The organism is Flavimaricola marinus, assembly GCF_900184895.1.
GTDB classification, from domain to species: domain Bacteria; phylum Pseudomonadota; class Alphaproteobacteria; order Rhodobacterales; family Rhodobacteraceae; genus Flavimaricola; species Flavimaricola marinus.
This window is the reverse complement of the sequence record NZ_FXZK01000004.1, coordinates 329,984-346,759: the sequence shown is the minus strand read 5'-3', so window position 1 is coordinate 346,759 and position 16,776 is coordinate 329,984. Positions and strand designations below refer to the sequence as shown.

The window sequence follows — 16,776 nt, the reverse complement described above, 5'->3', positions numbered from 1 at the left end:
CTTCCCAAATCGGCACGTTCTCGTCACAGTCGCGGGACAATGACGAACACGAACCCATTCCGCCGCCTCGCCGCGCATGTCGCAGGCCACGCCATCACCCTCTTTGCCCGTGGCATCGCGGCACCCCGCGCGATCTGGCAGGGGACAGAGCCGGTCGACCGGCAGCGGGTCTACTTTGCCAATCACACCTCGAACGGCGACATGCCGATGATCTGGTCGGTGTTGCCCGCGGCGATGCGGCGCAACACCCGGCCCGTCGCGGCGGCGGATTACTGGCTCAAGAACCCGCTGCGGGCCTTCGCCGGACGCGACGTATTCCGGGCCGTTCTGATCGACCGCAGGCCCGAAAACCGGACCGAAGACCCGATGGCCAAGATCATCGCCGCGCTCGACGAAGGCTCTTCGCTGATCATCTTTCCCGAAGGCAACCGGAACATGACCGATGATCTGCTGCTGCCCTTCAAGGCCGGGCTCTACAACATCGGCAAGGCGCACCCACAGGTCGATCTGGTGCCCACATGGGTCGCCAACCTCAACGAGATCATGCCTAAAGGCGAAGTCATCCCGTTGCCCCTCATGTGCACGATCACCTTCGGCGCACCGATCCACGTGGACCCCGGCGAAGACAAAGACAGCTTTCTCGCCCGCGCCTCTGCGGCACTCGCCGGGCTGGCGCCAGCAAAAACCACGGAGGAAGGACGCACATGACGCCGATCGCCTCCGATATCGTGCTGCTCCTGCTCGGCGCGGTCGGCATCCTCGTCCCGCTCACGATTCTGGGAGAGATCGTCGCCACGCGCAGCCCCGGCCCGGTGGTCGAGACCTACCGGACCCGCGTTCATTCGTGGTGGGCCATGGTCATCCTCTTTGCGCTCGCCCTGCTGCTTGGGCGGACGGGGATCCTGCTGCTCTTTGCCTTTGCGAGCTTCGCCGCCCTGCGAGAATTCCTGACCCTCTCGACAAAGGTCAAGGCCGACCACCTCGCACTGGCGCTCGCGTTCTTCGCGGTGCTGCCGCTGCAATTCCTGTTCATCGGGCTCGGCTGGACCGGGCTCTTTGCGGTGTTCATCCCGGTCTATGCCTTCCTGCTCCTGCCGATGGTCACGGTGCTGCGGGGGGATAAGAACAGGTTCCTGATCCGGGTCGCGGAAACCCAATGGGGGCTGATGATCTGCGTCTATTGCGCCAGCCACGTCCCCGCACTGATGACGCTCGAAATCGACGGCTACACCGACCGCTCAGTGCTTCTGATCGCCTTCCTGATCCTCGTGGTGCAGTTGGGCGATCTGCTGGATTTCTATTTCGGGCGAAAGTTCGGGCGGCACAAGATCGCGCCACGGCTCTCTCCCAAAACGTGGGAAGGCATGGTGCTGGGCGTCGCTTCGGCGGCCGTGATCGGCGGCGCCTTCGCATGGCTCACCCCCTTCGGGATCGTGGGCGCAGCAGCGATGGCGGCCCTTGCATCGGCCACCGGAATGTTCGGCTCGCTGGTTCTCACCGCGATCAAGCGCGACAAGGGCGTGCACGACTGGTCGCACCTGATCCCCGGTCAGGGAGGGTTTCTGGACCAACTCGATTCGGTGCTCTTCGCAGCCCCGATCTTCTATCACGTGGCGCATCTGATCTGGGTGGCCTAGACCTCAACCGCGCCGGCCAAGTGCGCAGGTTTCGCCAATCGCCCGCCGACAAGCCGACCTCGACACGAGAAAACGCGCCCTGCCCGGCCAAACAATCGGGCGAACAATACCCGGCGGCACATGTGGTTTCCGGCCCGCACGGCAGGGTTCAGCACCGGGCGGCGCGGCGTATCAATCCTGCCGGGTCACCGCTCACGCAACAATCGATCCTTGCCCCTCTCCGTTTCGGCAATTATGCCAAAGCCAGACGCTTTTCACGCTAGGACCACCCCATGCAAAATACCCGCTTCGACAAGTCGAAACTGCCCAGCCGCCACGTCACCGAAGGGCCGGCCCGTGCGCCGCACCGCAGCTATTTCTACGCCATGGGGATCTCGGAAGAAGAAATTCACCAGCCGTGGGTCGGCGTTGCCACCTGCTGGAACGAAGCCGCGCCCTGTAACATCGCCCTGAACCGTCAGGCACAGTCTGTCAAAGGCGGCGTCAAAAAGGGCGGCGGCACCCCGCGCGAGTTTACCACCATCACCGTCACCGACGGCATCGCCATGGGGCACGAAGGGATGCGCTCCTCGCTGGCCTCGCGCGAAGCCATCGCCGACACAGTAGAGCTGACCATGCGCGGCCACTGCTACGACGCCATCGTCGGGCTTGCGGGCTGTGACAAATCGCTCCCCGGCATGATGATGGCCATGGTGCGGCTGAATACGCCGTCGGTGTTCATCTACGGCGGGTCGATCCTGCCGGGCCGGCTCGATGGCAAGGACGTCACCGTGCAGGACGTGTTCGAAGCCGTGGGCAAGCATCAGGCGGGCAACATGTCCGACGCCGAGCTCGAAGTGCTCGAACGGATCGCCTGCCCGTCGGCCGGGGCTTGCGGCGGCCAGTTCACCGCCAACACCATGGCCTGTGTCTCCGAGGCGATCGGCCTTGCGCTGATGAACTCGTCCGGTGCGCCCGCCCCCTATGAGAGCCGCGATCAATACGGCGAAGCCTCCGGCGTCGCGGTCATGAAACTGATCGATAAGAACATCCGCGCCCGCGATATCGTGACGCGCAAGAGCCTCGAAAACGCGGCCCGGATCGTGGCCTGCACCGGCGGATCCACCAACGCAGGTCTGCACCTGCCTGCCATCGCCCACGAGGCCGGGATCGACTTCGACCTGTTCGACGTCTGCGACATCTTCAAGGACACGCCCTACTTCGTCGACCTCAAGCCCGGCGGACAATACGTGGCCAAGGATCTCTACGAATCCGGCGGCGTGCCCGTCGTGATGAAAGAGCTGCGCAAAGCTGGCCTGATCCACGAAGACTGCATGACGGCGTCGGGGCGGACCATGGGCGAAGAGCTCGACATGATCCAAGGCGAAGCGGACGACAAGGTGATCTACCACATCTCCTCGCCGATCACGAAGACCGGCGGCGTCGTGGGACTCAAGGGCAACCTCGCGCCCGAAGGCGCCATCGTGAAAGTGGCAGGCATGTCGCCCGAAGAGCAGGTCTTCTCCGGCCCGGCACGGGTCTTCGAATGCGAGGAAGACGCGTTCGAGGCGGTCAAGGCACGGCAGTACGAAGAAGGCGAAGTCATCGTCATCCGCAACGAGGGCCCCGCAGGCGGCCCCGGCATGCGCGAGATGCTGGCGACGACGGCGGCTCTGTCCGGTCAGGGCATGGGCAAGAAGGTGGCACTCATCACCGACGGTCGGTTCTCCGGGGCCACACGCGGCTTCTGCGTCGGGCACGTCGGGCCGGAAGCGGCGCACGGCGGTCCGATTGCGCTGCTGGAAAACGGCGACGTCATTACGCTGAATGCCACCACCGGCGAGTTGTCCGTGGCGCTGACGGACGATGAACTGGCGACGCGCAAAGCCAACTGGAAGGGCCCGCGCAAGACGATCTACGACACCGGCGCATTGTGGAAATACGCCCAGCTCGTCGGCGGCGCGCGCAAGGGGGCGGTGACGCATCCCGGCGCCGAAACCGAAAGCCACGTCTACATGGACCTCTGATCCATGCGTCTGGCGCTCCTTGGGCTGATCGCCACCGGATTGATGGGCTGCGACATCGCCGCCGATCTTTCCGGCGGCAGCAGCGAACCGGTCCGGGCGATGTCGCTCTTGGGTGGCGACGTGGTCGTGCAGGCGCCAGACGGATACTGCATCGACGAACGGTCCAGCCGGGCGCGGTCTGGCTTTGTCGTCATGGCGGGCTGTGCGCTGGTATCCGATCAGGCCGAGATGCCTTATCGGGACGGGCTGATCACCATTCAGGTGGGTCAACCCGGCACAGCGGCAGTCGACGGTTCCGAAGACGCCCTGCGCGATCTGCTCAGCAGCGCATCGGGTGTCGGGCTGCTCAGCAGCACAGGTGATCCGTCGACGATCTCCGTCGATGCGCTGAACAGCCGGGACAATCTCGTCACGGTCCATTTCAGCGATAGCGCCCCGCCGCCCTTCGAGGGGCTGGAGCAGCTTGAATGGCGGGCCTTCTTCGATCTGGACGACCGGCTCAGCACCGTGACCGTGCGCGGGTTCGAACGGTCCCCGCTCAACGAAAACGCCGGACTTGGGCTGCTGGAACAGGCCGTGCGGTCGATCCAGTCGGCAAATGCCGCCCGAGCCGCGGCACAGGCAAGCGACGGCAGCGCAGAAGGCGACAGCTAGACCGCCTCTGCTGTTTCCTTTTTGGAAACAATTTGGCAGGAATAGTCCGACAAGGTTAAGACATCGCCGGAAGGCCCCCAGACCGGGGTCATCGGCCATTGCCGGAAAAGAGTTCGTATGGGTCGGCGAAAATTGGGACTGTTGGACAGGCTCTTTCATCAGGGCAGCCTGATGCGCTGGACGGAATCGGCGCGGCTGGCGGCCGGGGCCGATCTGCAAACCCTGCGGCGCGAGCGGCAAAAGGCGCGTGCGTTGAGGCACCGGCTGGACGAGGTGCTGCAAATCTCCGACAGCCGGCTGGCGCTGCCCCGGATCGGATCCTCCGCCTTCCCCCGGCCCAGCGGCACCGATTGGTCCTGGCGGCCTAACCTCTGGCGCGGTCCGCTCGAAAATCAGGGCGCTTCGGCGGTCGAGAGCAAGTCGAGCTTCGGCGACGAGGTGACCCTGTTCCACGATTGCAAGATCAGCGAACTGACCCTGCGGCAGGTGCGCAACCAGCGCGAGGAAGACCTCGCGCCCTTCGGCCTGCGGATGGACGTGTTCCGGTTCGACGGATCGTTCCTCTCCGTGGTGGTCGAGCTTCCGCCCGACGCCTGTCGCGGGCTGAAGCGACGGCACCTGATCCGGCTCGACACCATCGTAGAGCTCGAGAAACCGCTCGAAATCTTTGCCCGGCTCAATATCCGGCATGGGCCGAACACCGAACAGATCGTGCGCGAACTGCCGCTGCACGAGGCCGAGGTCTTTGTGGAATTCGACCTTGCCTATACCAAGTTGAACGAAAAGCGGATCGAACGGATGTGGATCGACCTGATCTTCGAAGGTCCGGAAATGAACCAGATCACGCTGCGCGACGTGACCTTGGCCCGTTATCCGCGGGCAGAGCTATGAGGACGCCCCGATGTCTGACGTGACACTGACAAAGACCCACATCCTCGAAGGCGTCTGGGAAGGCGTGCTCGCCCGGTCGGGCGGTGGCGACTGGCAACCCGGGATCGCGGTGCTGCATGAGGGCAAGCCGCTCAGCACGGTGGACGTGACAGAACTCGAACCCGGACGCTGGCAAATCCGCGTGTCGATCCCGCCCGAAACCATTTCGGACGGGCTTCAGACCTTCGTTGTCACCGATGCCGCCACCGGTGAAAAGCTCGAAACCTTTGCCTTGCTGGCGGGCGAGGCATTGTCCCACGACATCCGCGCCGAGATCAGCCTGCTGCGGGCCGAGCTCGACATGCTGAAACGAGCCTTCCGGCGGCACTGCCTCGAAACGATGGGATAACGGCGCTGGTGCCGCCCATTTGACGACTCCGCGAGGCATCGGTTTTCCCACAACGATCGAGGCGATTTTGACGCCGCGTTGCGCGTGACCTTCGCCTCGGCCAAGGTCACACTGTGCGACAAAGGGAGACCCGCCATGACCAGCTATCCGCACCTGCTCGCCCCTCTCGATCTGGGGCATGTGACCCTGCCCAACAGGGTGCTCATGGGGTCGATGCACACCGGGCTCGAAGAGACGGGCGATTGGAACCGGGTCGCCACCTTCTATGCCGCTCGGGCGGCGGGCGGGGTGGCGATGATGGTCACCGGCGGCATGGCCCCCAATTCCGAGGGCGGCGTGTTTCCGGGGGCGGCGGGGCTCTACACCGCCAAGGACGTGGCCAACCACCGGATCGTCACCGACCGGGTCCACGACGCCGGCGGGCGGATCGCGATGCAAATCCTGCATGCGGGGCGCTACGCCTACGGCAAGAATTGCGTGGCGCCCTCGGCCATCAAATCCCCGATTTCGCCCTTCGTGCCGACCGCACTCGACGAGGCCGGGATCGAAAAGCAGATCAGCGACATCGTCACCGCCGCGACCCGCGCCCGCGAGGCGGGCTATGACGGGGTCGAGGTGATGGGGTCCGAGGGCTACTTCCTCAATCAGTTTCTCGTCACCCACACCAACAAGCGCGACGACGGTTGGGGCGGTTCCTACGAGAATCGAATGCGCCTGCCGGTCGAGGTCGTTCGGCGGGTGCGCGAGGCGGTCGGCCCCGACTTCATCGTGATCTACCGCCTCTCGATGATCGACCTCGTGCCGAACGGGTCCACTTGGGAAGAGGTCGTCACGCTGGCCAAGGCGATCGAAGCCGCCGGGGCGAGTATCCTCAACACCGGCATCGGCTGGCACGAGGCCCGCATCCCGACAATCGCCACTTCGGTGCCGCGGCGGGCCTTTTCGTGGGTCACACAGAAACTGATGGGCGAGGTCTCGATCCCGATCATCACGTCAAACCGGATCAACACGCCCGAGGTGGCGGAATCGGTCCTCGCGGAGGGCTGCGCCGACATGGTCTCGATGGCCCGCCCCTTCCTCGCCGATCCCGATTTCGTCGCCAAGGCGGCGGCTGGCAAAGCTGCGCTGATCACGCCCTGCATCGCCTGCAATCAGGCCTGCCTCGATCACACGTTCAGCGGCAAGATGACCTCCTGCCTCGTCAATCCGCGCGCCTGCCACGAAACCGAGCTACGGATCACACCCGCAGACACCGCGCAAAGCATTGCGGTCGTCGGCGCCGGCCCCGCGGGCCTCTCCGCGGCGCTGACGGCCGCCGAACGCGGGCACCGGGTAACGCTGTTCGACAAGGCCGACGAAATCGGCGGACAGCTCAACATGGCCAAACAGGTGCCCGGCAAAGAGGAATTCTGGGGGCTGGTCGACTACTACCGCGCCGCCATCGCTGCGGCAGGGATCAAAACCGTGCTGGGCCAAGAAGCGACTGTCGAGCTGCTCGCGCCCTTCGATCACGTGATCATCGCCACAGGCGTCCAGCCCCGCGATCCGGGCATTCCGGGGCAGGACGGCCCGAACGTCGTCAGCTATATCGACGTGCTGCGGCACAAGGCACCGGTGGGTGACAGGGTCGCGATCATCGGTGCCGGGGGGATTGGCTTTGACGTGGCGGAAACGCTGGTGACGGGCGACAGCCCCACCGAAGACCTCGACGCATGGCGCACCGAATGGGGCGTCGGCAGCCCGTCGGAGACGCGCGGCGGACTCGCCCCTGCCGGGCCTCAGCCTGAGCCGCCGATCCGTCAGGTCACGCTTCTGCAACGCAAGGCGCAAAAGCTGGGTAAAGGGCTGGGCAAGACGACCGGCTGGATTCACCGGGCCAGCCTCCAGATGAAGCAGGTGCGCATGATCGGCGGGGTCAACTACGAACGGATCGACACAGACGGTCTGCACATCAGCTACGGCGAAGCGCGGGAAAACCCGACGATGATCGACGCGGACACCATCGTGCTCTGCGCCGGGCAACTGCCCGAACGGAGCCTCGCCGACGCGCTGATCGCCGCCGGTCGCGACGTGCATGTGATCGGCGGGGCCGACGTGGCCGCCGAGTTGGACGCCAAGCGGGCGATCGATCAGGGCACCCGCTTGGCCGCCAGCCTCTAGGCCGGTTGCCACAACTCGATCGGATTGCCTTCCGGATCGTGAATGCGGGCGAATTGCCCGATCTCGGGCATGTCCCACTCGGGCTTGGTGATCACCTCGATCCCTGCGCTTTGCAGTTGGGCGATCAATTCCGGCAGGTCCGAGACGCGGAAATTGATCATCCATTGGCGGTCTGACGGGAAATAATCGGTGTCCGCCGCAAAGGGGGCAAAGACGGTCGAACCGGCCTCCTGCCGCCAGTTCATATCGTCGGCACCAACGCCCAGATGGGTGCGATACCACGCCTGCAACGCCGCAGGATCACGGGCCCGAAAGAACAGACCACCAATTCCAGTTACCAATGCCATAAGGGCCTCCATGCTGCTGTTAAGACCGGTATAACACATCACCGGGTTGTTTCGCTGCCTTCACCAAAGCGCATGAAAACCCCGGTATTGTCAGGGTGCTGCCCCAAACATGCCTTGTTCCAAGGCCAAAACATGTCTCAAGCAAGTTGATGCAAAGGGACGCAGATGGATCGCCTGACGGAAATGGAAGCCTTCGCCACTGTCGTGGATCAGGGTGGCTTTACGGACGCCGCCAAGAAGATGGGGATTTCGAAATCCGCTGTCTCGAAACATGTGTCCTCCCTCGAGGCGCGGCTCGGTGCGCGGCTCCTGAACCGGACGACGCGGCGCGTCTCTCCCACCGAAATCGGGCTGGCCTATTACGACCGCGCCCGCCGGGTGCTGAACGATGCGGGCGAGGCGGATGCGCTTGTCACGTCCATGCAATCGGCCCCCTCCGGCCTATTGCGGATCAGCGTAGCGACGGATTTCGGCGTGAACCACCTGTCCCCGGTTCTCGGCGAATTCCTGTCCGAGTTTCCCGACATCACCGTCAACATGGTCCTGAACAACCGCTACGTCGAACTAATCTCCGAAGGCTTCGACATGGCCGTCCGGATCGGTGAGCTCGAAGACAGCACCCTGCGTGCCCGCAAGCTGACCGATACCACCAAGCGGATGATCGCATCTCCCGCCTATTTCGAGCAATACGGACGGCCCGAAAAGATCGACGACCTGAACGAGCACAAGCTGCTGCACTATTCCAACCAGTCCAACGGGGCGGTCTGGAAACTGACGGCGCCTTCCGGCGAAAAGCGTCAGGTGCGGACAGCGGGCTGGCTCACCGTCAACGACGGGCAATCGCTGCTCAATGCCTGTATCTCCGGACTCGGGATCGCCTACCTGCCGTCGTTCCTCTATGCCGATGCCAAAGAGCAAGGTCTGGTCGAAGAAGCGATCCCCGATCTGCCGATCGAAACCCAAGGCATCTACGCGGTCTACCCGCCGGGGCGGTTTACCCAGCCCAAGGTCCGCGCCTTCATTGATTTCCTCGTCCACGCCTTTGCCGACAAGGGCCCCGACGCCTGGTAAGCGCTTGCACGAGCAGCGCAGCGCCAGACACAGCTTTCCCAAGGGTGCTTCCGCCCCTACCTAAGCGCGGCCTTCGGGCCGCGCCTTTTTGCGTCGCGCGTGTGGGTCAACCGGGCTTGGGCTTTCTGGCAAACGGGCTGTGGGCCTTGATGCAGGCCAGCATCGCCTGAACCTTCTCGGTCCGGTGCAGGTCCACATGGGTGACGACCCATCCCGGCACGACCCAGATCGGGTTGGGGGGCAAAACAGCGTGGAATTTGCCGCGAACACGGGCTTCGTGATCGCTGACAAAGCCCATGCCGACGCCAGCCGATATGGCCTCGATCGCCACGCCAATGTCGCGCGACTGCAGCGCGATCCTGTCCGGCTGGACGTTGTCCTTGATCCACGGCTCGAACGGCAATCGGCCCTCCGGCACTTCGGGAATGACAAATGTGTGGCCGGCCAGATCACTCTGACCCGCTGGCATGCCGTGGCGGGCGATATATCGTTCATGGGCATAGAGGTTGAAGCTGACCTCGCCGAAACCGCTGACCACGTAATCCGGGTGCTCCGGCTTGCGGCCCGCGCGCAGGGCGATATGCGCCTCGCCGTATTCCAGCCGCGCCAGATCCTCTCCGACGTCGATATCCACCCGGCACTGCGGGTTCTCGGCGCGAAACTGCATGATCGCGTCCATCAGCAAGACGGCAAAGGGGGCGAGGACCGTCAGCTTGATCTCGCCCTCGATCTGGGTCTTTCCGCCCTGAACGCGCCCGGCGAGATCCTCGATCAACTCCTCGGTCTTTTGCGCCACCCGCAAGACATCCTCGCCGATCTCCGTCAGGGCATAACCGCGGGCGTGGCGGATAAAGATCTTCGCCCCGATCGCCGCCTCCAGAGCATCGATATGGCGATTGACCGTCGCGCGGTGCAGCCCAAGCACGTCGGCCGCGGCACTGACCGTGCCGAGCTTGGCGACCTGATAGGCGGTGCGCAGTTCTGTCCATTTATCCATGTGGGTTATGTCACCTTTTCGCGCACTCAGCGTGTGTTTTCGCGCATTGCGAGCGAGAATGCAGCATTCTATCTAGGCGTCAACGAAAACATCAATCTTAGGACTACTCGTATGACATATCTTTCCATCGGCCTTCGGGTCCTGCTCACCCTGGCCTTCGTTGCGGCCGGTTTCGCCAAACTCTCCGGTGTCGAGATGATGGTCGCCACCTACGACGCCATCGGCGTCGGCCAGTGGTTCCGCTATCTGACCGGCATCATCGAAATCGGCGGCGCCGTGCTACTGTGGTTGCCACGGCGTCAGGTGCTGGCAGCCGGGCTGCTCGGTGCCACGATGGTCGGCGCGGTTCTGGCGCACCTCTTCATCCTCGGCCCATCGGCTGTGCCTGCCGTCATCCTTGGCCTGATCAGCGCCGCTGTGATCTACCTGCACCGTGACCAGATCGACGAAACACTGGGGCGGACCGCCTAAGCGGACCGCAATACCAGCCAGCGATAGGAGCGACGATGGAAATCGGGATCGACAGTTTTGCGGCCTTTCTGCCCAAGTCCGAGGATGGCACCGTCGTGCCAGCGTCCAAACGGATGGAGGCCCTTTTGGCAGAGGTAGAAACCGCAGATCGCGTCGGTCTCGATGCCTTCGGAATTGGCGAGCATCACCGGGAAGGCTTCCTCGACTCGGCGCCCGCCGTCATTCTGGCCGCCGCGGCGGCACGCACCAAGAACATCCGGCTCAACAGCGCGGTGACGGTGCTCAGCGCCGCCGACCCGGTCCGGGTGTTTCAGGATTTCGCGACGATCGACCTGATCTCGAACGGACGGGCCGAGATCGTCGCCGGGCGGGGCTCGTTCACCGAGGCCTACCCCCTGTTCGGCTTTGCGCTACAAGACTACGACGCGCTGTTTGCCGAAAAGCTCGACCTGCTGATCAAGCTGCGCGACAACACGCACGTGACTTGGAAAGGCCGGTTCCGTCCGGCACTGACCGGACAAGGCGTCTACCCCCGGCCCGTGCAGGCAAAGCTGCCGATCTGGCTTGGGGTCGGCGGCACACCCGAATCCTTCGTCCGGGCCGGCACCCTCGGGCTTCCGCTGATGATCGCCATTATCGGCGGCAGCTTCGCCCGCTTCCGGCCGCTCGTCGATCTCTACTACGAGGCCGGGCGGCGCGCCGGCCACGGGCGGGACGCGCTGAAAATCGCGATTCACGCGATGGGCTTTGTCGGTGATACCGACGAGATCGCACGGGATGCCTTCTATCCCGGCTGGGCGCGTGTGATGAACGAAATCGGCGCCGAGCGCGGGTTCCCGCCCGCCAGCCGTGCCCAGTTCGATGCGATGTGCGGACCCGAAGGGGCCTTTCTGATCGGCAGCCCGCAAACGGTGCGCGACAAGATGCTCGCCGCGAACAGGACGATGGGCGGCATCTCACGGATCACCTTTCAGATGAGCACGGCGATGCTGGAAACCGAGCGTATGCAACGCTCGATCGAGCTGCTAGGCTCCGAAGTGGCCCCCCACGTCAGGGCCGAGCTGGGCGTCGACCAGAGAGACTGAGCGCGTCACTGGCCATTCGCTCCACCGGCAGCCCTCCAGCGACACAGGATCATCCGATGGCCAAGATCACTCCGCGACCGAATGGACCACTTCTCGCCCAAGAGGTGCCGAACCTCAGCGGCACAAACGGAAAGGCGATTGATCCGGGCAAACCGGCCTACGCGCTCTGCCGCTGCGGGCAGTCCCAGAACAAGCCGTTCTGCGATGGCTCGCACACCGATGCGGGGTTCACCTCCGACAACGGCGACGCGAAAATCCGCAACAAGGCCGTCAGCTACAAGGGGCAGGTCGAGGGCAAGGAGGTCACGATATCCTACACGCCCGTGCTCTGCGGACATATCGCGGACTGCCAGCGGCTTCACCGAGCTGTGTTCGACCCCACCCAAAAGCCGTGGATTCAGCCCGAAAATGGCACGCTAGAGGGGATCACCGCCGTGATCGCCGCCTGCCCATCGGGGGCTTTGCGGATGTCCGTCGGTGAGGGCGAGCCCAAGCATATCGACAGCGACGAAGTCTCGATCCGCGTGGTGCGAAACGGCCCCTACATCGTCAAGAACGTCGAACTTGAGGCCGACTTCAACGGCGAAGGCGCGAGCCAGAAGGAATACATCCTCTGCCGGTGCGGCCATTCCAAGAACAAGCCGTTCTGCGATGGCACGCACTACGATCTCAAATGGCGCGACCACTAGGCCGTCGAGCGGTCGGTCATACGATTGCCCAAATGGCGCGGCATAAGGCGGTGAAACCCCGCCCAGCGCAAGAGTTCGATCAACATGTCCCTACCGATTACCATTGACCAGATGAAAGGGACCATCGGCTCGCTCGTCTATCTCTGGTCGGAGATTGAACGCGAAATCGAAATTTCACTCGAGCGGCTAAGCGGCGAGGAAACCCAGAAACCGGTTCACGGCATTTCAAGGTCGCTTGAGGCGTGGTCCCAAACGGTCAAGCCCAAGGACAACCTCAGGCCGCTCCAGGCAGAGCTGAGTGACCGCCTTGTGGCGCTGCTAAGAGAATCGCTCGTGATCCGAAACCTCGTTTGCCACGGCCTGATCGGGATCAGCGCACAGTTTCACGCCTGCGAACCCGAAGCGCATCTGAAAGTCAAACTCGGCGACGACGCGCTTGATCTGACATGGCAGCAGTTGCAAGAGATGTTCGACTGGATGTCGAGAGCGGGTTTCTTGATCATCGGATTGACCAATGCCGCGCTGGAAGTAGACGCGGCCCGCGCCGAAGAGGGACTGCAAGGCGAGAGGTATTTCCCCGGCCCGCACGGCTCGGGCGATACATACGCTCCGCAATTGTTCCCGCAGGTGGCGGGCTAGTCCGCAGTCGAGGTCACGATCACCTCGACCCGGCGATTAGCCTCGCGGCCCTCCGGGGTCAGGTTGCTCGATACCGGGGCGAGATAGCCCATGCCCTGTGCCTCCATCTGGCGACGCGGGATGGAATAGACATTGACCAACCGCTCCAGCACCGATCCGGCCCGGCGGCGCGACAGGGCGATATTGCCCTCCAACGATCCCTCGGCATCGGTATGACCCACCAAGGCGACCGTGCGGTCGGGATTGGCGCGCAGATAGGCCGCCAGCGCCATCAGGCTTTGATAGGGGCCGGGGCCAAGCTGCGACGAGCCGGTCTCGAACGTCAGATCCGCCAGCACCACATGACCGTCGGTCTCGAGCCCTTCGGCAAAGCTGCCCTGCTGGGCGGGGGTCACGTTGCGCACGGGCGGGGCCACGGCGGTCGTGGCCTGCGGGGCGCTGCCCTCGGGAGAGATCCGGATCAGTTGAACAAACCCGGCCCCGGCCGACTGGCTGACCAACAGGCTCACGGCCTCCTCGCCGCCGTCGACCTCGCGCATGGCCGAAACGAACCTGAAATCGCCCAGATCGACGAACATCGCCGGGGCGGGCAGCACCGATGTGGCAAAGCGGAAATCAAAGCCGCCGCACCCCTCGGTCTCGCACTCCAGCAGCGGCTCAAAGCCCTGAGCGAACAATTGATCCCGAAGGGGGGCGAGGATCTGCAAGGTGCTCAGCCCCTCCGCCTCGATCCGCCACGCCTGACGGATGATCGCCCCTTCCAGCGCGACGGCAGGCAAGATGCCCTCGCCGAACGGCTCCAAAGGGACCGCATAACTGCCCAGCGGCGTGGTTTGCTCCATGGTCAGCTCGGCGTTGGAGGGAAACTCCAACGCCTGCGCCCAGCCGATCGCGGGCAGACCAAGGGTCAGAACCAATGCGGGCAGCGCTGATTTCATCGGGCCTGCGTGTGGTAATCGTCGTTGGGGCGCATATCGACAGCCGACGCCATGCGGTTGGACATGTTGTAGAACGACGCCACCGACGCGATGTCCCAGATATCGCGCTCGTTAAAGCCGACCTGGCGCAAGGCATCGCGGTCGGTCTCGACGATGGTGTGGCTGGCAAGGGTCATCTTCTCGGCAAAGAGAAGCATCGCGGACTGGCGGGCATCGAGCGGGGCCACACGCCAGTTCATCACCAGCATCTCACCGAGCTTGGGGTCGCCCGAAAGCTGGCGAACTGCCGCGCCATGGGCGGTCAGGCAATAAAAGCACCGATTCACCGCCGAAACGACGACGGCGATCATCTCGCGTTCCAGCTTGGACAGGCCCGAAGCGCCCAGCATCAGATCGTTGTACATCGCGGTAAAGGCGTTGAGCTTGTCGATATCAAAGGCGTAGGAACGCAGGACGTTGGGGATCATCCCCAGCTTTTCGACGCATTTGTCGAAATAGGCCTGCGTTTCAGGGGGAAGCGGGTCCACTTGCGGCAAATCGAGCGCCGTCGGCGCGTCAGCAGCGAAGGGTGGCTGGGTCATCTTTGGCATCCGTCTTGATCCGGTAGTGATACTGTCCCACAGGCTCCATCCCAAGGGAAGCATAGAGGGCATGTGCGCCCGTATTGGCCTGCGTGACGACAAGGCTGAAGGTTTCGGCGCCCTGCCCCTTGGCCCAAAATGCACAGGCGGTCAGCATCCGGGCGGCCACGCCCTTGCGGCGATGCAGGCCGCTGGTTTCCAAGGCATGCAGCATCGCGTGGGGGCCGTGGCAGGCGACAAAGGCACAGCCCGCGGGGGTGTCGTCGACACGGCCGAGAATGGTGGTCTTGGGGCCGGTCACGCGGTCCATCACGGCCAATCGGGCGGGGCCGATCCCGCCGGCGGCCCAGATCTCGCGCTGCACGGCGAGCGGGGGCCAAACCTCAAAGGTGCTCACCGGCGGCGGCCGCTGAGCGGTCAGGGCCGAGACCGGGGCGACAAATCCGACGACCGGGTCTTTGATCACATAGCCCTCGGCCTCCAACAGGGCGTCGAGGGCGTCGTCACCGGCGCGGATCATGAAGATCTTGGGCTGGCCCAGAGCTTCCATCTCGGCTTCGGCCTGTGGCAGATCGGCGGCGGTCACCGGGGCGGTGATCGTCGCAGCACTCACCCGGCTGCCGCCACCAAGGCCGGTGCGGATGAGAAACGGACCCACCTGCCGGACAGAGGCCGAAGGCCACGTCGCCTCGATGACGGCATAGAGCGTCTCCGGCGTCATTCGGGAAACAGCTCCTTCAAGCGGGTCATGGCGGCGTCGACCTCGGCGGCATCCTGACCCCGGATCACGATATTCGCGCCGTAAACGCCATCCTTCTGAAACGGATAAGAGCCGATCGACAAGGCGGGATACTCGGCGGCCAGTTTGCCCAAGGGACCGGCAATATCGCCCTCACCGCGCTGAATGCGCAGGGTCTGCGAAATCAGAGGGGCGCCTCCGGTCAGGGTCGGCAGCACGCTGGCGACCATCGCTTGAAAGACGGACGGGACACCGGCCATCACGTGAACGTTGCCAAGGATAAAGCCTGGGGCGACGCTGACCGGATTGTCGATCAAGGCGGCACCATCCGGGATGCGGGCCATGCGCAGACGGGCCTCGTTCAACTCGGAGCCGGTCTTGGCGTAGTGGGCGGCCAGCAGGGCGCGAGCGTCGTCGCGAACGTCGATCGGCACGTCAAAGGCAGCGGCGATGCAATCGGCCGTGATGTCGTCATGGGTCGGGCCAATACCACCGCTGGTAAAGACCACGCCATAAGCCGACGACAGAGCCTTGACGGCGGCGACGATCGCGTCGCGGTCGTCGGACACGATGCGAACCTCGCGCAGGTCGATGCCCTGCTTGGTCAATTCGCCGGCGAGGTGGTGCATGTTGGCGTCGCGGGTGCGGCCGGACAGGATTTCGTCGCCGATCACCAGCATGGCGGCGGTCGGGTTTTGGGTGGTCATCAAACGTCTCCCCTCAGGTTTCGATATGGTATAGGACGCGGCCATGCGCTTTGCCACTCCCCTGCTGCCCGCCCGGCTGATCCGCCGCTACAAACGGTTCCTCGCTGATATCGAGCTTGAGGACGGGAGCGAGGCGACCGCGCATTGCGCCAACCCCGGCTCGATGATGGGGCTGGCGATGCCCGGATCGCGGATATGGGTCGAGCCGAACCACGATCCCAGGAAAAAGCTGAAGTACGGCTGGCGGCTGGTCGAGCATGACGGCGGGCATTTCACCGGGGTCGACACCTCGGTGCCGAACCGGGCGCTGAAAGCGGCGCTCATGGCGAACGAGGTCGAGGGGCTAAGCGGCTATGATCTTGTGCGACCGGAGGTGAAATACGGCGACAACAGCCGGATCGACTTTCTTCTGACAGGCGCCGGGCGGCGGGATGCCTATGTCGAGGTGAAGAGCGTGACGCTCTCGCGGCAACCGGGGTTGGCGGAATTTCCCGACAGCGTCACCGCCAGAGGGGCAAAGCATCTGGTGGAACTGGCGCAAATGGCCGGGCTGGGACACCGGGCGGTGATGCTGTTTCTGGTGCAACGAACCGATGCGGAGCGGGTGAGCCTGGCCGGCGACATCGACCCGACCTATGCGCGGGGCTTTGCCGCGGCGACGCGGGCCGGGGTCGAGGTGATCTGCCTCGGCACCCGGATCAGCCCCGACGCGGTGGAGGTCGCTGGGCCTCTGCCCTTCGTCGCGCCGCCTGACTGAGGCTGCGTCGTGAGTTTTT

General features: G+C 64.2%; 19 protein-coding genes. 13 read left to right on the top strand and 6 right to left on the bottom strand.

Going from position 1 to position 16,776, the window contains the following annotated elements; genetic code table 11:
• The first annotated feature begins 39 nt into the window (after positions 1 to 39).
• From LOM8899_RS12795 to LOM8899_RS12765, 7 genes are all read left to right on the top strand, one after another.
• Entirely contained in the window at positions 40 to 708 is a 669-nt protein-coding gene (locus LOM8899_RS12795) for a lysophospholipid acyltransferase family protein (RefSeq protein WP_093992596.1), read from the top strand.
• Positions 705 to 1,637, top strand: a complete 933-nt coding sequence (locus LOM8899_RS12790) for a phosphatidate cytidylyltransferase (protein WP_093992595.1) — start codon at positions 705 to 707, stop codon at positions 1,635 to 1,637. Before LOM8899_RS12795 ends, LOM8899_RS12790 begins: the two co-directional genes overlap by 4 nt.
• A gap of 272 nt (positions 1,638 to 1,909) precedes the next feature.
• Positions 1,910 to 3,643, top strand: a complete 1,734-nt coding sequence (gene ilvD / locus LOM8899_RS12785) for a dihydroxy-acid dehydratase (RefSeq protein ID WP_093992594.1) — start codon at positions 1,910 to 1,912, stop codon at positions 3,641 to 3,643.
• A gap of 3 nt (positions 3,644 to 3,646) precedes the next feature.
• A complete protein-coding gene (locus tag LOM8899_RS12780) occupies positions 3,647 to 4,297 on the top strand; it encodes a hypothetical protein (RefSeq protein ID WP_093992593.1) in 651 nt (216 codons plus the stop codon).
• Positions 4,298 to 4,414: 117 nt separating this feature from the next.
• Positions 4,415 to 5,188: a DUF6478 family protein gene (locus tag LOM8899_RS12775; protein ID WP_093992592.1), complete on the top strand. Its 774-nt coding sequence runs from the start codon at positions 4,415 to 4,417 to the stop codon at positions 5,186 to 5,188.
• Between the two features lie 10 nt (positions 5,189 to 5,198).
• On the top strand, positions 5,199 to 5,576 hold the full coding sequence (locus LOM8899_RS12770) for a hypothetical protein (protein WP_093992591.1): 378 nt from the start codon (positions 5,199 to 5,201) through the stop codon (positions 5,574 to 5,576).
• 135 nt (positions 5,577 to 5,711) lie between these two features.
• Positions 5,712 to 7,736 (top strand): NADPH-dependent 2,4-dienoyl-CoA reductase, encoded by a 2,025-nt coding sequence (locus tag LOM8899_RS12765; protein ID WP_093992696.1) that lies wholly within the window; start codon positions 5,712 to 5,714, stop codon positions 7,734 to 7,736.
• Here LOM8899_RS12765 and LOM8899_RS12760 read toward each other — a convergent pair.
• Complete coding sequence (locus tag LOM8899_RS12760) at positions 7,733 to 8,083, bottom strand: VOC family protein (protein ID WP_093992695.1); 351 nt, start codon at positions 8,081 to 8,083, stop codon at positions 7,733 to 7,735. The two genes, LOM8899_RS12765 and LOM8899_RS12760, sit on opposite strands and share 4 nt — an antisense overlap.
• Before the next feature lie 165 nt (positions 8,084 to 8,248).
• Here LOM8899_RS12760 and LOM8899_RS12755 point away from each other — a divergent pair, with 165 nt between their 5' ends.
• A complete protein-coding gene (locus LOM8899_RS12755; protein ID WP_093992590.1) occupies positions 8,249 to 9,154 on the top strand; it encodes a LysR family transcriptional regulator in 906 nt (301 codons plus the stop codon).
• A gap of 106 nt (positions 9,155 to 9,260) precedes the next feature.
• Here the strand turns inward: LOM8899_RS12755 and LOM8899_RS12750 are convergent, their stop codons facing one another.
• The gene (locus LOM8899_RS12750) at positions 9,261 to 10,151 is read right to left on the bottom strand and encodes a LysR family transcriptional regulator (protein ID WP_093992589.1); all 891 of its coding nucleotides are present in this window, start codon (positions 10,149 to 10,151) and stop codon (positions 9,261 to 9,263) included.
• Positions 10,152 to 10,262: 111 nt separating this feature from the next.
• Between LOM8899_RS12750 and LOM8899_RS12745 the strand changes: the two genes are divergently transcribed.
• The 4 genes from LOM8899_RS12745 (at position 10,263) to LOM8899_RS12730 (ending at position 13,035) form a co-directional block, all read left to right on the top strand.
• Positions 10,263 to 10,622 carry a DoxX family protein gene (locus LOM8899_RS12745; RefSeq protein ID WP_093992588.1) on the top strand — a complete coding sequence of 120 codons (360 nt, stop codon included), beginning with the start codon at positions 10,263 to 10,265 and terminating at the stop codon, positions 10,620 to 10,622.
• A 35-nt stretch (positions 10,623 to 10,657) separates the two neighbouring features.
• On the top strand, positions 10,658 to 11,707 hold the full coding sequence (locus LOM8899_RS12740; RefSeq protein ID WP_093992587.1) for an LLM class flavin-dependent oxidoreductase: 1,050 nt from the start codon (positions 10,658 to 10,660) through the stop codon (positions 11,705 to 11,707).
• 56 nt (positions 11,708 to 11,763) lie between these two features.
• On the top strand, positions 11,764 to 12,396 hold the full coding sequence (locus tag LOM8899_RS12735) for a CDGSH iron-sulfur domain-containing protein (protein WP_093992586.1): 633 nt from the start codon (positions 11,764 to 11,766) through the stop codon (positions 12,394 to 12,396).
• An 84-nt stretch (positions 12,397 to 12,480) separates the two neighbouring features.
• Positions 12,481 to 13,035 (top strand): hypothetical protein, encoded by a 555-nt coding sequence (locus LOM8899_RS12730; protein ID WP_133065028.1) that lies wholly within the window; start codon positions 12,481 to 12,483, stop codon positions 13,033 to 13,035.
• Here the strand turns inward: LOM8899_RS12730 and LOM8899_RS12725 are convergent.
• The 4 genes from LOM8899_RS12725 to LOM8899_RS12710 are packed head-to-tail and all read right to left on the bottom strand — an operon-like array spanning position 13,032 to position 16,000.
• Positions 13,032 to 13,973, bottom strand: coding sequence for an OmpA family protein (locus LOM8899_RS12725; RefSeq protein WP_093992584.1), 942 nt, complete (start codon positions 13,971 to 13,973; stop codon positions 13,032 to 13,034). The two genes, LOM8899_RS12730 and LOM8899_RS12725, sit on opposite strands and share 4 nt — an antisense overlap.
• Entirely contained in the window at positions 13,970 to 14,554 is a 585-nt protein-coding gene (locus LOM8899_RS12720; protein WP_093992583.1) for a peroxidase-related enzyme, read from the bottom strand. The genes LOM8899_RS12725 and LOM8899_RS12720 overlap by 4 nt, the downstream gene beginning before the upstream one ends.
• Entirely contained in the window at positions 14,529 to 15,275 is a 747-nt protein-coding gene (locus LOM8899_RS12715; RefSeq protein ID WP_093992582.1) for a GNAT family N-acetyltransferase, read from the bottom strand. The genes LOM8899_RS12720 and LOM8899_RS12715 overlap by 26 nt, the downstream gene beginning before the upstream one ends.
• Positions 15,272 to 16,000: a competence/damage-inducible protein A gene (locus tag LOM8899_RS12710; RefSeq protein WP_093992581.1), complete on the bottom strand. Its 729-nt coding sequence runs from the start codon at positions 15,998 to 16,000 to the stop codon at positions 15,272 to 15,274. Before LOM8899_RS12710 ends, LOM8899_RS12715 begins: the two co-directional genes overlap by 4 nt.
• A 43-nt stretch (positions 16,001 to 16,043) precedes the next feature.
• On the opposite strand from LOM8899_RS12710, the gene sfsA reads away from it, so the two are divergent.
• Positions 16,044 to 16,757 (top strand): DNA/RNA nuclease SfsA, encoded by a 714-nt coding sequence (sfsA, locus tag LOM8899_RS12705; protein WP_093992580.1) that lies wholly within the window; start codon positions 16,044 to 16,046, stop codon positions 16,755 to 16,757.
• Positions 16,758 to 16,776 lie beyond the last annotated feature (19 nt).

What these genes read in the sequence shown, in the direction of transcription:
- LOM8899_RS12795 (WP_093992596.1), top strand. Translation starts at nt 40, where the DNA reads ATGACGAACACGAACCCATTCCGCCGCCTCGCCGCGCATGTCGCAGGC.
- LOM8899_RS12790 (WP_093992595.1), top strand. Translation starts at nt 705, where the DNA reads ATGACGCCGATCGCCTCCGATATCGTGCTGCTCCTGCTCGGCGCGGTC.
- ilvD (WP_093992594.1), top strand. Translation starts at nt 1,910, where the DNA reads ATGCAAAATACCCGCTTCGACAAGTCGAAACTGCCCAGCCGCCACGTC.
- LOM8899_RS12780 (WP_093992593.1), top strand. Translation starts at nt 3,647, where the DNA reads ATGCGTCTGGCGCTCCTTGGGCTGATCGCCACCGGATTGATGGGCTGC.
- LOM8899_RS12775 (WP_093992592.1), top strand. Translation starts at nt 4,415, where the DNA reads ATGGGTCGGCGAAAATTGGGACTGTTGGACAGGCTCTTTCATCAGGGC.
- LOM8899_RS12770 (WP_093992591.1), top strand. Translation starts at nt 5,199, where the DNA reads ATGTCTGACGTGACACTGACAAAGACCCACATCCTCGAAGGCGTCTGG.
- LOM8899_RS12765 (WP_093992696.1), top strand. Translation starts at nt 5,712, where the DNA reads ATGACCAGCTATCCGCACCTGCTCGCCCCTCTCGATCTGGGGCATGTG.
- LOM8899_RS12760 (WP_093992695.1), bottom strand. Translation starts at nt 8,083, where the DNA reads ATGGCATTGGTAACTGGAATTGGTGGTCTGTTCTTTCGGGCCCGTGAT.
- LOM8899_RS12755 (WP_093992590.1), top strand. Translation starts at nt 8,249, where the DNA reads ATGGATCGCCTGACGGAAATGGAAGCCTTCGCCACTGTCGTGGATCAG.
- LOM8899_RS12750 (WP_093992589.1), bottom strand. Translation starts at nt 10,151, where the DNA reads ATGGATAAATGGACAGAACTGCGCACCGCCTATCAGGTCGCCAAGCTC.
- LOM8899_RS12745 (WP_093992588.1), top strand. Translation starts at nt 10,263, where the DNA reads ATGACATATCTTTCCATCGGCCTTCGGGTCCTGCTCACCCTGGCCTTC.
- LOM8899_RS12740 (WP_093992587.1), top strand. Translation starts at nt 10,658, where the DNA reads ATGGAAATCGGGATCGACAGTTTTGCGGCCTTTCTGCCCAAGTCCGAG.
- LOM8899_RS12735 (WP_093992586.1), top strand. Translation starts at nt 11,764, where the DNA reads ATGGCCAAGATCACTCCGCGACCGAATGGACCACTTCTCGCCCAAGAG.
- LOM8899_RS12730 (WP_133065028.1), top strand. Translation starts at nt 12,481, where the DNA reads ATGTCCCTACCGATTACCATTGACCAGATGAAAGGGACCATCGGCTCG.
- LOM8899_RS12725 (WP_093992584.1), bottom strand. Translation starts at nt 13,973, where the DNA reads ATGAAATCAGCGCTGCCCGCATTGGTTCTGACCCTTGGTCTGCCCGCG.
- LOM8899_RS12720 (WP_093992583.1), bottom strand. Translation starts at nt 14,554, where the DNA reads ATGACCCAGCCACCCTTCGCTGCTGACGCGCCGACGGCGCTCGATTTG.
- LOM8899_RS12715 (WP_093992582.1), bottom strand. Translation starts at nt 15,275, where the DNA reads ATGACGCCGGAGACGCTCTATGCCGTCATCGAGGCGACGTGGCCTTCG.
- LOM8899_RS12710 (WP_093992581.1), bottom strand. Translation starts at nt 16,000, where the DNA reads ATGACCACCCAAAACCCGACCGCCGCCATGCTGGTGATCGGCGACGAA.
- sfsA (WP_093992580.1), top strand. Translation starts at nt 16,044, where the DNA reads ATGCGCTTTGCCACTCCCCTGCTGCCCGCCCGGCTGATCCGCCGCTAC.